We start from the raw sequence: 18590 nt of genomic DNA on the forward strand, positions 1-18590 counted from the left end.
CAGTACCGCTCCGACATCCTCGACGGCTTCCTCAGCGGAACCGGACTCTCCCTCGACCTCCCACCGCCATCACCTTGAAACGCCGAGGTCAGTAACCGCCCCGGTTTCGATGTCATCTTCTTGTTTCGACACGTCGTCAGCGCTGCCGGTTCCTCTTCCGGCCGACTGTCACGTGTCAGAACGACGTCGGAGCCATGCCGTGGCCAGCATTCCCAGAACCACCAGCAAACCGCCGACCGCGATCCCGATGTGCTTCGCGCTCAGCAGACGGTTGTTCCTGCCTTCAGCCGCAGCATCGCGCGGAGGAGGAGGGATGGTGGCCCCGGAGCTGGGAGTCTCCGGCCCAGGCTGGCCGTCTTGGGGATTGTCCCCTGCTTGGGGCGACGGGGAGCCGGACGCGCCGCTCCCGTCGGCAGCTCCACCCCCGTACGGAGGAGCGCCGTCACCGCGGTCACCGTCGTCGTGCTTGTCGATGCAGTGGGCAGCCGGGAAGGAGAAAACTCGCTCGTGGCGGTCGAATGCCTTCACCACGAAGAGCGGGTGCTCCCTGAAGAAGTCACGAATCTGCCACTCGTACTGGTTGCTGGTCTGGGTGGGATAGTTCACGTCCAAATACGTTGAAACATTGAAGCTGTCCCACGGTGCTGCCGGCGACGAGGGTGAGGATGACGCGTCCCCCTGGAGAACGAGAGCCTCCGGCCCGTGCCGGCCGTTCTTCAGGATGATTCTGAAGTTCTGGTCGATGAGTACGACACGGCGGGAACTGTGGCAGTCACGCAAGGGATTGTGGTCATGGTGTCGCCCCTCCCCCTCCCCCTCCCCATCCCCGTCCTGGAGCCACATGGAGCCGAACGCATGCCGTGCGGACGCCTGCGCAGCGACGTCCGCCAACGGAGACGCAAGGGCGATTACCGCACCCGCCAGCGACGCTGCGACCCGGGGACGACGATTCATCCAACGACCTCCATGGGTGGCGAACGCGCTGGACCGCCTGTTGGGCGACGCATCCGAATCTCGGAAGAAGTTAAGAGGAGTCGACTCGTCATATCGTGAACATCTCGGGGGAGCCCTCCTTTTGTCACTCAGCCGCAGCAGTTCCGGGAGAAGGAGGTAGGGCATGGGCCGGTCCGGGCACCGTGACCGGCCTCCCTGGCCTCCCCGGCCCACCGGCAGCGCCGCTGGGCCGCTGGGCCGCTGGGCCGCCTTGTCATTCCCGCGCGCCGAGGTGGTAGACGGTGACGCCGCCGGCGCTGGCGACGGGACGGTAGCCGGCGGCGGGGAGGGCGCGAAGGGCCTCGGCCTCCTGGCCGGCGGGGAAGAGGCCATCCCGCGGGTGGTCGGGGGCCGCGACCCAGTCGGGCTTCGCGCCCGGGCCTCCGGGGTAGTACGGGAAGAGGAAAACCCGGGTGCGGTCGGTGAGTTGGGGTGCGATGCCGTTGGCGGCAGCCACCTGCGCACCGTCCGGGATCACCCGCAGCACTCCGCGCACGGCGTCGGCCGTCGCGTCGCGCTGCCAGGTGGCGGGCCGGGCCAGCTCGGCGAGGGGGCGGAAGGGCAGGGCGGCGGCCGTCACCGCGAGCCCGACGGCCACGAGGCCGCAGGCCGTCCACCGCCGCAGGCCGTGCCGCGCGCGGAGCCGGGCCAGGGCGTCGGCGAAGGCGAGGAAGACGATCGGCATCAGGACGGCGCCGTAGTGGAAGCCCGTCCCCCAGTAGGCGGGGTTGGTGGACCAGAACCGCCAGCCCAGGGTGGGGAGCGCGAGCAGGATCAGTGGGGAGCGCAGCGCCAGGAACGCGGTGGGGGCCAGCAGCACGGCGACGGTCCCCCACTTCTGGGCGGGCAGGAGCAGCCTGGTCACGGGGTCGCCGGCCGGGCCGTCCACGTTGGAGAGGTAGGTGTAGACGCCGTCGGGATTGAGGGCCGGGATGACGACCAGCACCACCAGCGCCACGGTGGCGGCGGCGAGCGCGACGACGCCCGCGCCGAGTCGGCGGCGACCGTGCCAGAACAGGTAGCAGCCGACGGCCACGACCGTCGCCGCCAGGTCCTCCTTCACGAGCAGCAACGGCAGCGCGCACCACGCGGCCGCACGCCACCTCCGCAGCGTCAGCCGCTCCAGGGAGAAGGCCAACAGCGGTACGGCGAAGGCGATTTCGTGGAAGTCGAAGGCCACCGCCTGCTGCAGACCGACCGACAAGCCGTACCCGACGCCGATGCCCGCGCCCGCCCACGGACCGGCCGCCCGCGCCGCCACCCTGGTCACCGGGACGGCGGACACGGCGAGCAGCGCCGCCTGGGCGACCAGCAGGGTCATCGGGGAGGGGAAGACCCGGTAGAGCGGTGCGAGGGTGGCCAGGATCGGGTGGAAGTGGTCCCCGAGCAGGTGGAAGCCCGGCCCCTTCAGCTCGGAGACCGGCGCGCGGCCCTCGGCGTAACCGCGGACGGCCTGCTCGAAGATCCCCAGGTCGAAGCCGGACGTCCGCAGGTGCAGATGGCGGGAGACGGACAGCGCGCTGTAGGCGGCGAACAGCACGGCGGCGAGCGCCCAGGACAGCAGGACGGTCCGGCCCGGCCGCGGCGGCTCGGGCAGCGGCCGGGATCCGGGCCGGGTCCGCAGCTGGGACTGGAGCTGGGACTGGAGCTGGGACTGGGGTGCGACCGTGGCGCGGGGTGCGCGGGTCAGGGTCAGGGTCACGGGGCTCACCTCGCGGTAGGGCGGACGTGGGGCGACCCCCGAAGCGTCCGACCCGCCCTCTGAAGATCCGCTGAAAGAGCCTGAAAGCACCTTCAGGAACCGTGACACCCCCCGTGACATGCTGAGACGCATGCGCGTACTGGTGGTGGAGGACGAGACCCGGATGGCCGATGCCCTCCGGGACGGGTTGGAAGCGGAGGGCTACACCGTGGACGTCGTCCACGACGGCCGCTCCGGCCTCTGGTACGCGCGCACCGGCGACTACCGGGCGATCGTGCTGGACGTCATGCTCCCCGGCCTCAACGGCTACCGGGTCTGCGCCCAGCTGCGCCAGGAAGGCATCACCGCCCCGATCCTGATGCTCACCGCCAAAGACGGCGAGTACGACGAGATCGAGGCCCTGGACACCGGCGCCGACGACTACCTCGCCAAGCCCTTCTCCTATCCGGTCCTGGTCGCCCGGCTGCGCGCCCTGGTCCGCCGCGGCGGCGCCGAGCGCCCGCCCGAGCTGACCGTCGGCGACCTGATCCTCGACCCCGCCGACCGCTCCTGCCACCGCGCCGGCACCCCGGTCGCCCTCACACCCCGCGAGTACGCCGTCCTGGAGTGCCTGGCCGAACGCCCCGGCGAGGTCGTCGCCAAGACCACCATCCTCGACCAGGTCTGGGAGAGCGGCTACGAGGGCGACCCGAACATCGTCGAGGTGTACGTCAGCGCGCTGCGCCGCAAGATCGACGTCCCGTTCGACCGGAACTCCATCGTCACCGTGCGCGGTACCGGCTACCGGCTGGACTCCCGTGGCTAGGCCGCCGCGGCTGCTGCGCTCACTGCGCTCGCTGCGGGCCCGTTCCGCGGCGGCGGCCGGCCTGGCCGCTGCCGCCGCCTTCACCGCGGGCGCGTTCTGGCTCAGCCACAGCCTCTACGACTCCCAGTCGGACGACGCGAAGGCCGCCGCGCAGGCCCGCCTCGACGTGGCGGTCGCGGACATGCGCACCGGCCACGTCCCGGCGAGCGGGCTGCTCGGCGGCGACCGCGCCTACGCCCTCGTCCTGGACTCCGGCCGGCTCCTGGAGGTCAGCCCCGACCTCGAACCCTTCCGTGCCCAGGTCGCCGCCCAGCTCACGCCGCTGCCCGAAGGCGAGCAGGTCTCCCGCACCCTCACGCTCGGCGCCCCGGCCGCCGGCACCGCGAGCCGTCTGGCCCACCACACCCTCCCCCTGTACGGGCAGAGCGCCGGCGGCATCGACGGCTACTCCCTGCGGTCCGGCTTCGGCGAACCCGACCGGGGCGAGCGCACCGTCACCGCCTACCTGCTCGTACCGCCCTGGGACGCCGAACGCGTCCAGGAATCCGTCCAACGGCTGCTGCTGGTCGCCGGGCCCTTCGCCGTCCTGCTGGTGGCCGCCATCGCCTGGGCGGTCACCGCCCAGGCGATGCGCCGGGTCGAGGCGATCCGCGCCCAGATGGCCTCCATCACCGCCCAGCACCTCGACCGGCGCGTCCCCGTCCCGCCCACCGCCGACGAGATCGCCCACCTCGCCACCACCACCAACCAGACCCTCGAGAAGCTCGACTACGCCGTCACCGCCCAGCGCCGCTTCGTCGCCGACGCCTCCCACGAACTGCGCAGCCCCCTCGCCGGACTGCGCACCTCCCTGGAGGTCGCCCTCACCCACCCCGACCGCACCGACTGGCCCACCGTCGTCCGCGCCGCACGCGCCGACACCGTCCGCCTCCAGCACCTCGCCGACGACCTGCTCCTGCTCGCCCGCCCACCCCTCGCCGCACCGGCCCACCACACCCGGGTCGAACTCACCGACCTCGCCCGCGACGTCGCCGCCGAACTCCCGCAGGGCACCAGCCGGATCACCGTCCACGCCGACCGCCCGCTGGAAGTCCCCGGCAACGCCGCCCAACTCCACCGCCTGTTCCGCAACCTGCTGGAGAACGCGCTGCGCCACGCCGCCGACCGCGTCACCGTCACCCTCACCGAGGACCACGGCCCCGACGGCCAGTGGGCCGTCCTCGAAGTCCTGGACGACGGCCCCGGCATCCCCGCCCCCGACCGCGAGCGCGTCTTCGCCCCCTTCACCCGCCTCGACGAGGCCCGCACCCGCGACACCGGCGGCGCCGGACTCGGCCTCGCCATCGCCCGCGACCTGGCAACCCGCCACCACGGCACCCTCACCCTCGCCGACTCCCCCACCGGCGCCCGCTTCCTCCTCCGACTCCCCCTGCCACCACACCCCGCCCGCACTCCGTGAGCCCCGCCCGGACCAGCCGCTCACCGGCGATCCCCCCGGCTCCACGCCAGGAGGTCGAACTCACCGGCACTGCCCCTGGCCGGGCGATCCGGACGGTCAGCAGCAGGTGTGCGGTGCCGCGACGGCCCGGGCTGTCGGCGCCTCGGCGTCGGCGATCCGGCCGCGCAGCATCGCGTCCATGACCGCCATGTACCGCTGCGTCCGGGGGCCGCCGAGGAGGAAGGGGTTCGCGGCGCCGGGCGGCTGGCGGCGCAGTTGTTCGGCGCGTTCGAGGCCGTGGTCGTTCGGGTGGTTGGAGAGCTCGACCTCCACGTTCGCCCGGCGCATGACGGCCCGGAAGGCGTGGACGGACGCGAGGAAGGTGCGCAGCTCCTCCGCCGTCGAGGGCGGGTTGAGGCCGCCCCACAGCATCGCGCTGTGGTGCCGGCGGCCGGCCCGGACGGGGATGACCGGGGAGACGGTGCCGGGGGTGTGGCCCGGAGTGTGGTGCAGCTCGATCGTCGTGCCGCCGAGCGTGAGCTGCTCGCCGTCCGCGATGTCGAGGTCCCGGGCGGGGGCGTCGGCCGGGCGGGTGCGGGCGAGGAGGTCCCAGTCGGCCGGGGACATGTGCACGCGGGCGCCGTAGCGGTCGGCGACGGTTTGCGCGCCGCCGAAGTGGTCCGAGTGGCCGTGGGTGAGGACGACGTGCTTGATCGCCGCCGGATCGGCTCCGACCGCGCGCAGCCCGGGGACGATGATGCCGTCGGCGTCGGCCGGGGAGGTGAGTGCGTCGATCAGCACGATGCCGTCGTCCGTCAGCACCGCCATCGCGGAGACCCAGCCCGCGCTCAGGAGCACGAGGTTGTCGAACAGCTTGACGGGCGCCGGCGCGGGCAGGTCAGGAAGGTCGGAGCCGGGGGTCAGCGCCGTCACCAGGGCACGCAGCACGGGGTCGTCGCCGGCGAGGCGGCGGGCGCGGTCATAGTGCGGGCGGGAGGCGGACGGCGTACCCGCGGAGGTGGAGGCCGGGGCCGACGCGGCGGCCGGGGCCGAGGCGGCGATCGGCACGGCTCCGGCGGCGATGCCCAGGGCGGCGAGCTGGGCGAAGCGGCGTCTGGTGAAGTCGGCGTCCGTGGCGGTCCGGCGGGTGGGGTGGATCACGGCGGTCGGGGCTCCTGGTGGTCGGGGCTCTTGGCGGTCGGGGGTATTGGTGGTCGGGGGTGTTCAGCCGAGGGCGCCGACGACGGTCTTCGTCGCCTGGGCGATCAGCGCGTCGTCGGAGGTGGCGTCGGCCTTGCCGCGGTCGGACATGACGACGATCACGACCGGGCTCCGGCCGCCGGGGGGCCATGCGACGGCGACGTCGTTGCGAGTGCCGTAGCCGCCGTTGCCGGTCTTGTCGCCGACCTTCCAGTCGGTGGGCACGCCCGCGCGGACGTAGGGGGCGCCGGTGGTGTTGCCGATGAGCCAGTCGGTCAGCAGTCGGCGCCGGTCCTCCGCGAGGACGTCGCCGAGGGCGTAGCGGCGCAGGTCGGCGGCGAAGACGCGGGGGGCGCTGGTGTCGCGGGTGTCGCCCGGGGTCGCCTCGTTGAGGGTCGGCTCGGTGCGGTCGACGCTGGTGGTCGGGTCCCCGAGGTCGCGCAGCGACTGCTGGACGGCCGCCGGACCGCCGAGCTCGGCCATGACGAGGTTGGCGGCGGTGTTGTCGCTGTACTGGATCGCGGCGGCGGCCAGATCACGCACCTTCATGCCGGTGGCGACGTGCTGAGAGGTGATCGGCGCCCACGCCAACACGTCCTCCTGGCGGTACGCGACCACCTTCTCCAGTTCCTCGTCGGAGGCCTTGCGCAGCAGAGCGCCGGCGGCGAGCGACTTGATCGTGGACGCGAACGCGAACCGCTCGTCGGCCCGGTAGGCGATCTCCCGGCCGCTGCCGGTGTCCACCGCGTACACGCCGAGGCGGGCGCCGAACTGCTGCTCAAGTCCCTTGAAGGAAGCGCTCGTCGTATCCGTCGAAGGCGTCGCGCTGGATGCCGGGGCGGGTGTGCCGGCAGCGGCATGGCTACTGAGTCCCGCAGAGCCGCACCCGCTCAGCAGGGTGGCCGCGAGCAGGGCCACGGCGGGCAGCGCGGTACGGGGGCGGCGAAGGGCAGGCGTCATCGGTGGTCTCCCAGGTGGTTCGTGTCGTCACCCTCAGCTAAACAGGCCGCCTGGCCATCAGTCCAAGACCACTATGGTGAAGAGATCGATATGAGAATGCCTATGATTGCTGGCCATGGACCTGTTGGGGCACCTACGCCACTTCCGCGCTGTCGCCGAGGACCGGCACTTCGGCCGCGCCGCCGAGCGCCTGCGGATCGCCCAGCCCTCGCTCTCCCAGCGGATCAAACGCCTGGAGCGCGAGCTCGGCGTGACCCTGTTCGACCGCGGCCCGCGCGGAGTCGAGCTCACCCCGGCGGGCCTGCTGCTGCTCGCGGAGGCGAAGGAGGTGCTGGAGAGCACCGCCCGCCTCCTCGCCACCGCCGCCGACCTGCGCACCGGCCGGGCGGGCACCCTGCGCGCGGCCGTGCCGCCCGAGCTGGGGCCGGCCGTCCTGGCCGCGCTGCTCACCGGCTTCGAGAGTGCCTCCCCCGGCACCCGGCTCGAACTGCGGGAACTGCCGGTCGCGGCCATGGCGCGCGAACTCGCCCAGCACACGGTCGACGTCGCCGTCGTCCGCCACCCGTGCCCGGCCGCCGGGCTGGCGTTCGGGCCGGTCCTGCACCAGCCGCTCGGCGTCCTGCTCGCCGCCGGGAGCCCGGACGCCGACCGCCCGGAGCTGGCGGTGGCCGAACTGACCGGCCGGCGCCTGGTGTTCTTCCCCCGCGCCACCGCCCCCGCGCTGTACGACGAGATGCTCACCACCCTGACCCGGCACGGCTGCACTCCCGAGGCCGTCGTCGACCCGCCCGGCCCGGACGTCGCGGGCGCACTCGTGCTCACCGGCAGCGCCGTCGCCCTGGTGCCACGCACCGCGCCGCCACCGGGTACAGTCTGGCGTCCGCTGACCGGCACCCCGCTGGCCTGGCGCACCTCCACGGCCTGGCCGACCGGGAGCGGCGGCCCCGCCGTCCGGCTGTTCGCCGAGGCCGCCCACGAGGCGCTGACCGAACACGGCGGCCTCCTGCCCCAGCCGCCCAACCCCCCGCTCTTCCCCCGGCCCGCAATGGAGTTCCCGCTGTGACCAGCGACCGCGCCCACGGCAACCGCGCATCCGGCTACCGCCCCGCCGGCGCCCGCACCGCACGCGCCCGCATCGCCGCCGCCTTCGCCGACGCCGGCGTCAGCGGCCGGCTGCACGCCCGCGACCTCGACACCGGCACCGAGATCGCCCTCGACGCCGACACCCCGGTCAGCACCTCCAGCGTTCACAAGCTCTGCCTCCTGGTCACGCTCTTCCGCGAGGCCGCCGCCGGACGGATCGACCTGACCCGCCAGGTGGACGTCCCCGCCGCCGGCCGAACCTCCGGGGGCACCGGCCTGGCCGCCATGCTCGACGCCGCCCGGCTCTCCCTGCGCGACCTCGCCTACCTGACCGTCGCCGTCAGCGACAACGCCGCCGCGGACGTCCTCTGGGACGAGATCGGCCTCGACACCGTCAACCGCACCATGGCCGACCTCGGCCTGACCCGCACCGTCGCCGTCCACAAGCTCCGCGACCTCATCGCCGCCCTCGCCGAGGACACCGGCCGGGACTCCCCGGTCGACCCCGCCGTCGTCGCCCGCCTCAGAGTCCTCGACCCCGCCTTCACCAACCGCAGCACCGCCCGCGACATGACCACCCTGCTCGCCGCCCTCTGGCACGGCGACGCCTGCCCCGGCGAACACGGCGCCGCACTCCGCCGCCTGCTCGGCCTCCAGGTCTGGCCGCACCGCCTCGCCTCCGGCTTCCCCTACGACGACGTCCGCGTCCACGGGAAGACCGGCACCCTCCCGACGCTGCGCCACGAGGTCGGCGTCGTCGAATACCCCGACGGCGGCCGCTACGCCCTCGCCGTCTTCACCCGCGCCGCCGCCACCACCATCACCCTCCCCGCCGCCGACGCCGCCATCGGCACCACCGCCCGCCTCGCCGTCGACGCCCTGCGCGCGATGGCGGCCGGGAGGGGGGACGGCCCGTCAGCAGATCAACAGGTCCGGTGACCTGCGAGGTCACGCAACGAGCGCGGCTCGCGGTTCAACTCCCGACGCCCTATTGAACGCTGTAGTTCAGGATGATGGTGGTGTCGTCGGCAGTGGTGTACTCCAGGGTGCCGTCGCCGGTGATGGTCCGGTAGGCGCCGGTGCCGCCGACGATCGCCACCGGGAATTGCCTTCCGGGGTTGGGGACGGTGCGTTCGTGCATGGTGCTCACGTGCACCTCCCCGCCGGCCAGGCGCAGGATCGCCTTGTCGTGGAACTTCATCGGGCGGTCCCACGAGGACATCGTCCAGGCTCGCGACGAGTGGCAGGCCGCCACCGACCGCTTCGGCGCCGTCCAGGGCTACCCGGGCAACCACCTCCCCGCCCCGGAGCTCCCCGGCAACACCCGGCAACACCCGACACGTCATGCACGAACTCGCCAGCCCCACCCCCCTCTCCCAGCCAGGTGCCCCCAACACCTGTCGCGCGCGGTCGACGGTCGGACCATCACCCCACGTCAGAGCAGCCGGTAGGCGATCTCGGTCGACGGCCCATCCGCCCGGCCCCGGAACCACTCGCGACACACCAGAACAACGCACCCCACGCCTCGCCGAAAGTCCGGATGGAAATGACCGAGAACACGTAAGGTCGAGGTTCGTTCGATTGACCCTCACAAAGGCGGTCTGGATACTGATCGAGCACGATGCAACCGAAACTCGTTGCGAAGCGGACTCCGATTCGACATTTTATCCGACTGAGGAGAATCCATGATCTCGAAAGCGAAGAAGGTCGTGAGCTCGATGGCGATGGCCTTCGCCGCAGCGGCCACGCTCACCGTGGCCGTGCCGTCCGGCACCGCCTTCGCCATCGACCATGTCCAGTGTGACGGGAGCCGCAATGACTTCCTGAAGATCTGGTCGCACCTCGACGGCCGTGACAGCGTCGACTGCTACGCGAACGGGGGGACGATCGGCTTCGGCGGGTGGTGGATCGACCGGATCTCCACGGGGAACAACGACTTGGTCTACTCCGATGCCAACGGCGACTCGGTGAGGGTCAACCGCTGGACCGACATCACGTACCCGAACCGCCCGCCGAGGGTCAACTCCATCCAAATCCTCTGACGAACCGGCGGAGCGGGACCCGAACGGAAATTCGCCCGGCCGCATCACCGCAAGTCCCCGCGGCGCTTTGATCGCCGTCGAATTTTCTGTGACGTGAATTCGCTCAATTCCGGTCCACCGGTGCCGGCCATGCCCTCCAGGGGCTGGCCGGCGCCGGCATGTGGTGTCACGGCTGCCCGCCGAGCCCCAACTTCCGGACCCCGAAAGGGGAGAAGACCATGTGCGCGGCCCAACCGCGGTGAATCAGCGCGATCTGCGAGGGCACCGGCATCACCGGGTACAGCTCCCTGCCCCGCGACCAGTTCGCGAGCAGGCCCTCCGTGGTGTCGACCGCCGAAACCAGCATCGTCACCTGGAGGTCCCCGTCACCCCAGGTGTTCCACAGGGCCCATCCTTCGGGCCTGGCCTCGACCCCGAGGCGCGAGCACACCTCCTCGTAGCTCTCCCCCCCACGCTCTCCGGCATCGCCCCGGGCCGCGGGATCGCCACCCCGGCCAGCTTCACCTCGGACCGGTCCGCCTCCTCGCCGAGGCAGCCGTCCCCCGGGAAGTGGTAGTGCCGGATCTCCCGGTCCAGCCGCGCGCGGTCTGGTCGTACACCTCGGTACGCCGGCCGGCCTCCCGGAAGTGCCGTCACTGGCGGAGGCTCCGGCCGGGGCCGCTCCGCCGGGTGGAGCGGCCCCGGCGGAGCGGTCGCGGCGGGGGTCAGCGGGTGCTGAAGTCCGCGTTCCAGGAGGCGTTGCCGGTGCGGGCCAGGCCGACCTCGTTGTAGTCGCCGAGCATGATCCCCAGGTGAAGGGGCGACCTGATCCAGCCGTCGACGGCGGCGTCGATGTCGGTGGGGCCGTAGAAGGCGATCTCGCCGAATCCCCTCCCGGTGTAGCCGAGGTTGCGCGCGATGCCGTTCGAGTCGCAGAAGTGGCCGGAGACGCGGCGCTGGTCCATCTGGTCGGCGTTGCACTTGGCGGCCTGGGAGAGCGTCTGGTTGAGGCGCACCGCCGGCTTGCCGTTCTGGGCGCGCACGGTGTTGAGCCGGTCCAGGAAGCGCTGCTCGACGGAGGTACCCGGGCCCGGGCCGGTGCCCGACCCGATCAGGTCGAACCGCTGGGACATGCTGCCGTCGCAGTTCTCGACGGTGACCTCCCGGTCGAGGCCGTGGTAGGTCAGACAGCGGTTGTCGCGGGCGTTGTGGAGGTAGGTGCCGCCGCCGGCGACGGGCTCCAGGGTCCACTGCTGGTTGGCGCCCGCCCACCAGTGGATGAACTGGGTGGACCGGCCGTCGTTGGTGTCCATCTCCAGCACGCGCTCGGTGCCGTCGACGTTGCGGGCGAAGTCGACCCGGTCGCCGGGCTTGTTGGAGATCCAGAACGAGGTGGAGGCGTTCTGGTAGTTGCGGGCGACGATCCGGGAACCCTCGCCGTCGGCGCTGGCCAGCGAGTTGTGGTTCTGATGGTCCTGGATCGTGATCATCTGCTCGACCACGGCGGCGTTCGCCGGCGCGGCGAGCAGCGTGATGCTGCTCGCCGATATCGCGGAGACGGCGAGCGCCAGGCCTGCCAGCCGGGTGCGGCGGCGGGTGCCGGTGCTCGGGCGGGGGCGGAGGGTCCGGGCGGACGGGTGGGACACGGGTATCTCCTGTTGTCGGTGGACCGCGTGCGGATGCGACTGCGGAACGCGGTCAGGACACCAGGACTGGATTGACGATCGATCAGCAGCGTGTTGACGAACAGGGTGTGCGTCGTCCATGGAGGCGGCGCGGAGCTCGGGTGGACCCCGCCCGCATGAAGGCGCCAGGGTGAACGCGGGCAGGTGAACGCGCCGCCGCGCCCCGGCACGAGCGGTGCCGGGGCGCGGTACGCAGCGGAGGAGAACGGGCCGACCCGGTCCCGCCCGCCCACACGTGTGTCAGCCGGACCGTGCTGCCGTGCGCGGCCTCGGCGGGGAGCCGAGGCCGCGCGCCGGGTTCAGTTGGCCAGGCTGAAGTCGCCGCCGAGGGGTGCGGCGATCTTGTCGACGCCGGTCAGCGCGGTGAGCGAGGTGACGGGGGTGCTGCTGTCGGTGGTGGTGCCGTTGCCGAGTTGGCCGGAGCCGTTGTTGCCCCAGGAGCGGACGGTGTTGTCGCCGAGCAGGACGATGGTGTGTTCGCGGCCGCCGGCGATCAGTTGGATGCCGGTGAGGCCGGGGACCTGGACGGGGGTGATCCGGTAGTCGGTGGTGCCGTCGCCGATCTGGCCGGAGGTGTTCCGGCCCCAGGCCTTGAGCTTGTTGTCGCTGTCGGTGACGGCCAGGCTGTGGTGGGCTCCGGCCGCGATCCCGGAGACCCCTCCGAGCCAGCTGCCCTGGGTGTCGACCGGGGTGAAGCGGCTGATGGTGGTGTTGTCGCCGAGCTGGCCGGTGGCGTTGTAGCCCCACGCCTTCACCGCGTTGCCGCTGGTGGGCTTGGTGGAAGTGCTCGGCGGGCCGACCAGGGCCAGGTTGTGGTCGGCTCCGGCGGCGATCCGGGTCACACCGGTCAGGTTGTTCACCGGGGACGGTACGTTGCGGCTCGCCGAAGTGCCGTCCCCGAGCTGGCCGTTGATGTTGTAGCCCCAGGCCCACACGGTGCCGTCCTCGCGCAGCGCCAGACTGTGGTTGAGTCCGGCGGCGATCGCGATCACCTTGTTGAGTCCCTCGACCCGGACCGGGACGCTGCTGTCGGCGTTGGTGCCGTTGCCGAGCTGGCCGTAGTTGTTGCGCCCCCAGGCGACCACGGTCCGGTCGGCGAGCAGTGCCAGGCTGTGCACTCCGCCCGCGGCGACGTCGGTGGCATCGGAAAGATTGACGACCTGGCCGGGCGCGTTGTGGCTGAACACCGAGCCGTCGCCGAGCTGCCCCGACCCGTTGGCGCCCCACGTCTGCACCGTGCGGTCGGTCAGCAGGGCCAGCCCGAAACCTGCGGTGGGGCCACTTCCCCCGGCGGCGATCTTCACCACCTCGGCGCTCGTCAGCCCCAGCACGGTGGTGGCCGTCGTACGGATGTCCGTCCAGGTGCCGTCGCCGAGCTGACCCGCGCGGTTGTTGCCCCAGGACTTGAGCCGCTTCTCCTGCACTTCATCTCCTCATCGGGTGTGCTGTCACTCGGGAACGCGGCCTCGCCGGGCGCTGCCGCGGAGGCTGCCACGAGGACGCGGCGATGCCGCCTCCCGACAGACCGCTCCTGCCCGGCCCTCTCCGCGAGCTCTCGAACGCATCATCGGGGACGAGCGATCAGAACTCGGGGCCCCAATCTCGATCTTCACTCGAAAAGGTGACCTTCCGGTGTTTCCAGGCGCGCCGGGCCGTCCCGCACCGCGCACACCCGCCCCTTGGCGGCGCTCCTGACGTCAACACGACGGCCCGGCACCTCGTGGGTGCCGGGCCGTCGGGTGGGGTGTGGGGGCGCGGGTTACTTGGGCATCTCGTTCCAGAGCTGCTGGGCGCTCTTGCCGGTGAGCTGGACCCAGATCTGCTCGTTGTAGTTCGTGGTGTTCAGCAGGTGTGCCAGGTCGGGCTTGTTGTAGGCCTTCGAGACGTAGTCGATGAACCGGGCGGTGGCCTGGTAGCCGCTGTCGTAGTTGGAGTCCGGGCCGAAGTGCTGGGCGCCGGTGCCCGGCTGGAAGTTGTAGTCGCGCACCCAGTCCGCCAGGCCCTCGCCCAGCCACCACTTGCCGGAGAACGGGCTGTCCCAGACCGCGACGTGCACGGCCTCGTGCACCAGGAAGCCGGTGTCACCCTGGTTGCCGCGGGTGTAACCGATGTTGACGTGGACCTCCTTGGCGCCGCTGCTGGGGTTCACCGTGGTGAACGCGGGGTAGTCGGTCAGCTTCGGGTCGAAGATGATCTTGAAGTAGCTGGGGGCGGCGAAGGCTCCCTTGGTGATCAGGTTGGAGATCGTCGGGTAGTAGTCCGCGACGGTCCTCTTCTGCTGCTCCAGCCACGGCCCGAGGTCCGGGGCCTGCGAGTAGTCGAGGTCGATGGTCGGGCGGCCGGCGGTCGGCGGGGTGGTGGCGCCGTTGCGGTCGAGGTTCCAGGACTGCGCCGGGTCCCCCGCGTTGCAGGCGGCCACCTTGGCGTTCAGGTCCGCGCCACGGGCGAGGCAGAGGTTGCTGTCCGAGACGCTGTGCAGCAGCCAGGCCCGGCCGTTGCCCATCGAGGTGTTCTCCAGCCACCACCTCTGGTTGTCCGCGCCGACGTAGTTCCAGGCACCGACGGTGTTCTTGCCCCGGTCCCGGTCGACGGCGTTGTTGGTGCCGGGCACCTTGACCGACCAGGCGCCGTTGCCCTCGTCCCTGACCGTCCAGACCTGCTGGGCGGAGGACTCGTTCCAGTCGCGGACCACCACGTTGGAGGCGTTGTTGCGGCTGTCCCACTGGAGGGCGCCGCCCGCGTAGCTGGAGATGCGGTAGTCGGCGCCGCTGGACGGGAGCGACTCGGCCGCACTGGCGGTCCCGGCGCCGAAGGCCATCCCGGACACGACGGTCGCGGCGGACAGGACGACGGCGGCGGCGGCCGTACGACGGGTGATCATCTCGGGGTTCTCCTCTCGGGCGGCTCCCCCCTGGAACCGGCCTGCGGTCATGCCACCGGGCCCCGGTAGACGCGGCGTCAACGCTCCCGTCAACGGGTGCGTTGACGGGCCGTCGGTCCGGTGGTGTTCACCCGAAGGTCCAGGCCTTCTGCCAGGTGGCTCCTCACTCGCGGATGCCCGCGCTCTCGACCGCCCGCCGCCGGGTCGCCCGCCGCCGGTGTCGCCCGACAGCGACAGCGGCGCTGTCACGCGGTGACATGCCGCGCACTGACCGTCGGATCCGTGCCAGGCCCGGCCAACGCGAGCCCCTGAGGGGCAACGCGACTCGCCGGAGGTCGGGTGCCTTCGTCCTCGGACTCTGGCACGCTCGGTGTGGCGAGGTCGAGTCGAGTGGTCGTCCCATCACCGATGTTCCGTACGAGGAGGCATAGTTGACGCTGAGGAAGAAAGGGTCGCGCCTGATCACCATCGACGAGGTGGTGTACCGGTGGCGGGTACACGGTGGTGTCCGCTGCTGCATCGCGTGCGCATGGGGCCGGTCCGGTTTCGCGGTCCAGCGGGTCGACCAGATGGGCCCGGTGCTTCTGGCAGCCACGTCAGCGTTCCCCGTCGTGCCGTCCATCGTCGAGGCGGGAGTGCGCACCGCGCTCGATCAAGGATGGCAATCTACCGGGGCAGGGCCCGCTTTCCGCCTGCGGGAGCTGGTTTAGAGCGGAGGCGAAGGCCGCGGTCTGCGGCATCGGATCGGCCACCGGCAGGTCTACACGACTCCGTGTAGAGCGACGCGCTCGACCACCCGACCAGGAGCGGCGCAGCCGGGAGCGGCTGCCGACCGGACGGCGACGGCGCCTGCTCCACCCGCCTGTCCGTGATCGGGTCCGATGGCAGGAGCCCCTGATAGAGCACCTCAAGGGGTGGCAGCCTCGATGGCAGAATGACGGAATGGTGACGAATCAGCCGTGGGCAGGACTTCATGCTGACCTGCTGGCGGCGAAGGCCTTGGTGTACGACCCGAGCGGTTTGGCCTGTTCGCCCCCGGTGGCCGAACCGGAGAGCACCGAATACGCGGCTTGCCGGTTCACGATCGACGGCCGCTCGGTCCGGTTCCGCGCGGCCAAAACCACCCCGACGAAGGCGGGCCAGTTCGTCACCGTGTGGCTGCGATCCGAAGAGGGACCGATCCGGCCCTTCGACACCGACGACGGGGTGGACCTCTTCGTCATCAGCTGCCGCGACGACAACGGCTTCGGGCAGTTCGTCTTCCCGTCCGAGGTGCTGTGCGAGCGCGACATCGTCTCCCGCAACGGCTCCGGCGGGAAACGAGGGTTCCGCGTCTACCCGCCATGGGTGACCACGACCAACCGGCAAGCGCGCAGCACGCAGGCCTGGCAGGTGAACCACTTCTTCCACATCGGCCAGAACGGGCCCGCCGACCTGGCGTACGCCCGCGCCCTCCACCACCCGTAGCCGCCCCCGTGCGCCGGCTCGGCTGTCGGGATGACATCCGGGCGCGGCCCACCCGGAGCGGCGGTCCGCGCTCTGGTACGACGGGGCTGATGTCCGCGCCGGCGGTGCGTCCCCCGTCCGCCGGCCGTCCCGGAGGAGAGATCGCCGTGCCCGTGCCCACCACCTTCGACCACCAGGCGAAGAACTACAGCGTCCCGCACGCCTACTGGCTGGCGAAGGCGTCCGAACTCGCCTACCAGGACGAGGCCACCATCGAACAGCAGGCCCGCGACTGGGGCTTCGACCGGGTGCGTCACCACCAGACCCGGTTCACTCCGCCCTTCCCGCTGGAGGACACCCAGGGCTACACCATGGCCAGCGACCACATGGTCGTCACGGCGTTCCGCGGCACCCAACCGATCGAGATCCGCGACTGGCTCTCCGACTCCTCCACGCCGCCCTGGCCCGGCCCCGCCCGCACCGGCTACGTCCACTACGGCTTCGCCGAAGCGCTGGAGTCGGTCTTCCCGGACGTCCGGGACGCCCACGCCCAGCTGCGCACCAACGGCCAGACCGTGTGGTTCACCGGCCACAGCCTCGGCGGAGCCCTGGCGATGCTGGCCGGCGCCCGGTTGTACCTGGAGGACCCGCGCCTCCAGGCCGACGGCATCATCACGTTCGGGCAGCCCCGCACCTGTGACCGGCTGCTCGCCGCCGCCTGCAACGAGGGCTTCAAGGGACGCCTGTACCGGTTCGTCAACAACAACGACATCGTGCCCCAGCTGCCGCCGGAGCCGGCCTACACCCACGTCGAGGCGCTGAAGTACATCGACTCCTCGGGCCGGCTCCACGACTCCATGGGCCTGGTCGCCGGGCTCGCCGACCGCGCCAAGGGCCTGACCGCCGACGCGTTCGCTCCGGCCACGGCCGGTGTGCGCGACCACGCGATGAAGCGCTACCTCGCGGCCCTGGAACAGAACCTCGCCTGACGGAGTCAGGCCCTGCGGGCGGGACGGGCGCCGGTGGGTCCACGGCCGGCAGGCCGGGCCCGGCGAGCGGAACCGGGCCGAGGGCCGAGTGAACCGATGGTACGAACAGCCTCCCCCCGGTAGCGATGCGCACACGACCGTGTGTGGATGGTGACGGGCCGCCACACCACGGCCGTCCGATCCACCCTCACCATTCGCACCTCGAAGGGTTCCACCCATGCGTACCGCGCACCGCATCCTGGCCGTCTCCGTCCTCAGCCTCCCGCTCGTCATCGGCGCGGCGACCACCGCCTCCGCCGCCGAGACCGACAACATCCCCACCGTCAACTTCGACAGCGGCGCGTTCGCCGTCGGCCCGAACGGCAGCGCCCTTCAGGTCACCGACGCCCAGTTCGGCCCCTGTGGCTCCTCCTTCCTCACCGGCGCCGTCGTGGTCGGCCCTGGCGGCGTCGCGGGCAGCGCCACCGAGACCGGCATCAGCACCGGCGGGCAGGGCTGACCCCACCCGCACCCGCGCCACGGCTGCCCCGGGAGCACCCCGCCCCGGGGCAGCCGCCCGTCCGAAACCGGACGGGGCCAGGACAAAACGCCCTACCCGGCCCGCGGGAGGACACCCGCCCCCTGCCGGACGGCACCGCCAACGCCACGATCACCGGCGTCAGCGGCGCCGCCGTCCTCACCGAAGCCACCGAAGCCACCGGGGGACCGGGCGCCGGAGGGCACGGCAGCCGGCGCGCGCAGTGTCCATCCGGCATCTGGTGCGTGGTCACCGGACGGCCCAGGCCAGGCAGGCGGGCTGGTGCCAGGTCGTCCGGACCACCTGGCCGCCGGGCAGCCTGTGCTCGCTGTTCCAGGTCCGGCAGCACCCGGCGGCAGGTCGACGCGGCCCGGACGGCACCGCGGGACCGGCGGCCTGGCGGACGGGCACGGGCGCGAAGGCCGGCTTGCCAGGGCGGCCCCGGCGGCGCCTGGTGGAGGAAGTCGTCATGCCCGCCGTTCTGCCACCCCCGGCCCCCCTCCAACCTCGCCTCACCCGAACGGATGAGCAGCCCGGGCCGGCTGCGGGACGCTGACGCGGCAGCAGGAAGCGGTGAGGGGCAGGCCTGGGCGAGGGCGTCGAGCAGGGGGCCTGCTGGGAGGCGGGCTTGCCGTCGGCGCGGCCCGTCTACAGGTCCCGCACGGGGATCAGGATCATCTGGGGCTGCTGGTCGACCGTGGCCACTGGCGGGGCATCGGACCCGTCGCGGGTTCACAGCCGGTACCGCAGCGAGATATACGCGCCAGGGCCATCCGTTCATCGTTTGTCTACCACCCACTGTCAACGTGCCCCGGTACAGCTGTGAAGTTTCAAGGAGTTTCTCAATGGCACACCCGGGCACGGCCGCCT

19 protein-coding genes and 1 pseudogene are annotated in these 18590 nt (G+C 71.9%); 10 read left to right on the forward strand and 10 right to left on the reverse strand.

The annotated features are described in order from the left end of the window. Positions 1-168: 168 nt before the first annotated feature. Positions 169-954, reverse strand: a complete 786-nt coding sequence (locus AB0P03_RS24520) for a hypothetical protein (RefSeq protein WP_363630743.1) — start codon at positions 952-954, stop codon at positions 169-171. 253 nt (positions 955-1207) lie between these two features. Next, positions 1208-2695 (reverse strand): DUF2079 domain-containing protein, encoded by a 1488-nt coding sequence (locus tag AB0P03_RS24525; protein WP_363630744.1) that lies wholly within the window; start codon positions 2693-2695, stop codon positions 1208-1210. Positions 2696-2825: 130 nt separating this feature from the next. Here AB0P03_RS24525 and AB0P03_RS24530 point away from each other — a divergent pair, with 130 nt between their 5' ends. Both AB0P03_RS24530 and AB0P03_RS24535 read left to right on the forward strand, forming a co-directional pair. After that, a complete protein-coding gene (locus AB0P03_RS24530; RefSeq protein WP_363589498.1) occupies positions 2826-3500 on the forward strand; it encodes a response regulator transcription factor in 675 nt (224 codons plus the stop codon). After that, positions 3493-4959 (forward strand): HAMP domain-containing sensor histidine kinase, encoded by a 1467-nt coding sequence (locus tag AB0P03_RS24535; protein ID WP_363630746.1) that lies wholly within the window; start codon positions 3493-3495, stop codon positions 4957-4959. Before AB0P03_RS24530 ends, AB0P03_RS24535 begins: the two co-directional genes overlap by 8 nt. Positions 4960-5055: 96 nt before the next feature. Here AB0P03_RS24535 and AB0P03_RS24540 read toward each other — a convergent pair whose 3' ends face one another. Both AB0P03_RS24540 and bla read right to left on the reverse strand, forming a co-directional pair. Next, positions 5056-6099, reverse strand: a complete 1044-nt coding sequence (locus AB0P03_RS24540; RefSeq protein ID WP_363630748.1) for an MBL fold metallo-hydrolase — start codon at positions 6097-6099, stop codon at positions 5056-5058. A gap of 63 nt (positions 6100-6162) precedes the next feature. After that, a complete protein-coding gene (bla, locus tag AB0P03_RS24545; protein WP_363589492.1) occupies positions 6163-7098 on the reverse strand; it encodes a class A beta-lactamase in 936 nt (311 codons plus the stop codon). Between the two features lie 115 nt (positions 7099-7213). On the opposite strand from bla, the gene AB0P03_RS24550 reads away from it, so the two are divergent. Together AB0P03_RS24550 and AB0P03_RS24555 are read left to right on the forward strand one after the other, a co-directional pair. Beyond that, positions 7214-8161, forward strand: a complete 948-nt coding sequence (locus tag AB0P03_RS24550) for a LysR substrate-binding domain-containing protein (protein WP_363589490.1) — start codon at positions 7214-7216, stop codon at positions 8159-8161. 71 nt (positions 8162-8232) lie between these two features. Next, positions 8233-9120: a serine hydrolase gene (locus AB0P03_RS24555; RefSeq protein WP_363589504.1), complete on the forward strand. Its 888-nt coding sequence runs from the start codon at positions 8233-8235 to the stop codon at positions 9118-9120. A gap of 49 nt (positions 9121-9169) precedes the next feature. Here the strand turns inward: AB0P03_RS24555 and AB0P03_RS24560 are convergent, their stop codons facing one another. After that, complete coding sequence (locus tag AB0P03_RS24560) at positions 9170-9382, reverse strand: hypothetical protein (RefSeq protein WP_363589506.1); 213 nt, start codon at positions 9380-9382, stop codon at positions 9170-9172. Here AB0P03_RS24560 and AB0P03_RS24565 point away from each other — a divergent pair. Next, positions 9360-9497, forward strand: a pseudogene (locus AB0P03_RS24565) (pirin family protein); the annotation flags it as partial. The gene AB0P03_RS24560 and the pseudogene AB0P03_RS24565 sit on opposite strands and share 23 nt — an antisense overlap. Before the next feature lie 369 nt (positions 9498-9866). After that, entirely contained in the window at positions 9867-10223 is a 357-nt protein-coding gene (locus AB0P03_RS24570; protein ID WP_363589488.1) for a beta/gamma crystallin domain-containing protein, read from the forward strand. Between the two features lie 166 nt (positions 10224-10389). Here AB0P03_RS24570 and AB0P03_RS24575 read toward each other — a convergent pair whose 3' ends face one another. The 4 genes from AB0P03_RS24575 to AB0P03_RS24590 form a co-directional block, all read right to left on the reverse strand. Continuing rightward, positions 10390-10575, reverse strand: a complete 186-nt coding sequence (locus AB0P03_RS24575) for a hypothetical protein (RefSeq protein WP_363630749.1) — start codon at positions 10573-10575, stop codon at positions 10390-10392. A 352-nt stretch (positions 10576-10927) separates the two neighbouring features. Continuing rightward, complete coding sequence (locus tag AB0P03_RS24580; protein WP_363630751.1) at positions 10928-11848, reverse strand: CAP domain-containing protein; 921 nt, start codon at positions 11846-11848, stop codon at positions 10928-10930. Positions 11849-12186: 338 nt separating this feature from the next. After that, positions 12187-13311 (reverse strand): hypothetical protein, encoded by a 1125-nt coding sequence (locus tag AB0P03_RS24585; RefSeq protein ID WP_363581303.1) that lies wholly within the window; start codon positions 13309-13311, stop codon positions 12187-12189. Between the two features lie 335 nt (positions 13312-13646). Then, complete coding sequence (locus AB0P03_RS24590) at positions 13647-14768, reverse strand: basic secretory protein-like protein (protein WP_363630752.1); 1122 nt, start codon at positions 14766-14768, stop codon at positions 13647-13649. Positions 14769-15199: 431 nt separating this feature from the next. On the opposite strand from AB0P03_RS24590, the gene AB0P03_RS24595 reads away from it, so the two are divergent. The 4 genes from AB0P03_RS24595 to AB0P03_RS24610 all read left to right on the forward strand — a co-directional run bounded on the left by AB0P03_RS24595 (position 15200) and on the right by AB0P03_RS24610 (position 17702). Further along, the gene (locus AB0P03_RS24595) at positions 15200-15478 is read left to right on the forward strand and encodes a hypothetical protein (protein ID WP_363581299.1); all 279 of its coding nucleotides are present in this window, start codon (positions 15200-15202) and stop codon (positions 15476-15478) included. A gap of 232 nt (positions 15479-15710) precedes the next feature. Continuing rightward, the gene (locus AB0P03_RS24600; protein WP_363581297.1) at positions 15711-16235 is read left to right on the forward strand and encodes a MepB family protein; all 525 of its coding nucleotides are present in this window, start codon (positions 15711-15713) and stop codon (positions 16233-16235) included. Positions 16236-16381: 146 nt separating this feature from the next. Next, positions 16382-17203: a lipase family protein gene (locus AB0P03_RS24605; protein ID WP_363581295.1), complete on the forward strand. Its 822-nt coding sequence runs from the start codon at positions 16382-16384 to the stop codon at positions 17201-17203. 217 nt (positions 17204-17420) lie between these two features. Next, positions 17421-17702: a hypothetical protein gene (locus AB0P03_RS24610; RefSeq protein WP_363581293.1), complete on the forward strand. Its 282-nt coding sequence runs from the start codon at positions 17421-17423 to the stop codon at positions 17700-17702. A gap of 267 nt (positions 17703-17969) precedes the next feature. Here the strand turns inward: AB0P03_RS24610 and AB0P03_RS24615 are convergent, their stop codons facing one another. Beyond that, complete coding sequence (locus AB0P03_RS24615) at positions 17970-18191, reverse strand: hypothetical protein (RefSeq protein WP_363581291.1); 222 nt, start codon at positions 18189-18191, stop codon at positions 17970-17972. Positions 18192-18590 lie beyond the last annotated feature (399 nt).

It is taken from the genome of Kitasatospora sp. NPDC088779 (assembly GCF_040685395.1).
In the GTDB taxonomy this organism is placed as follows: domain Bacteria; phylum Actinomycetota; class Actinomycetes; order Streptomycetales; family Streptomycetaceae; genus Kitasatospora.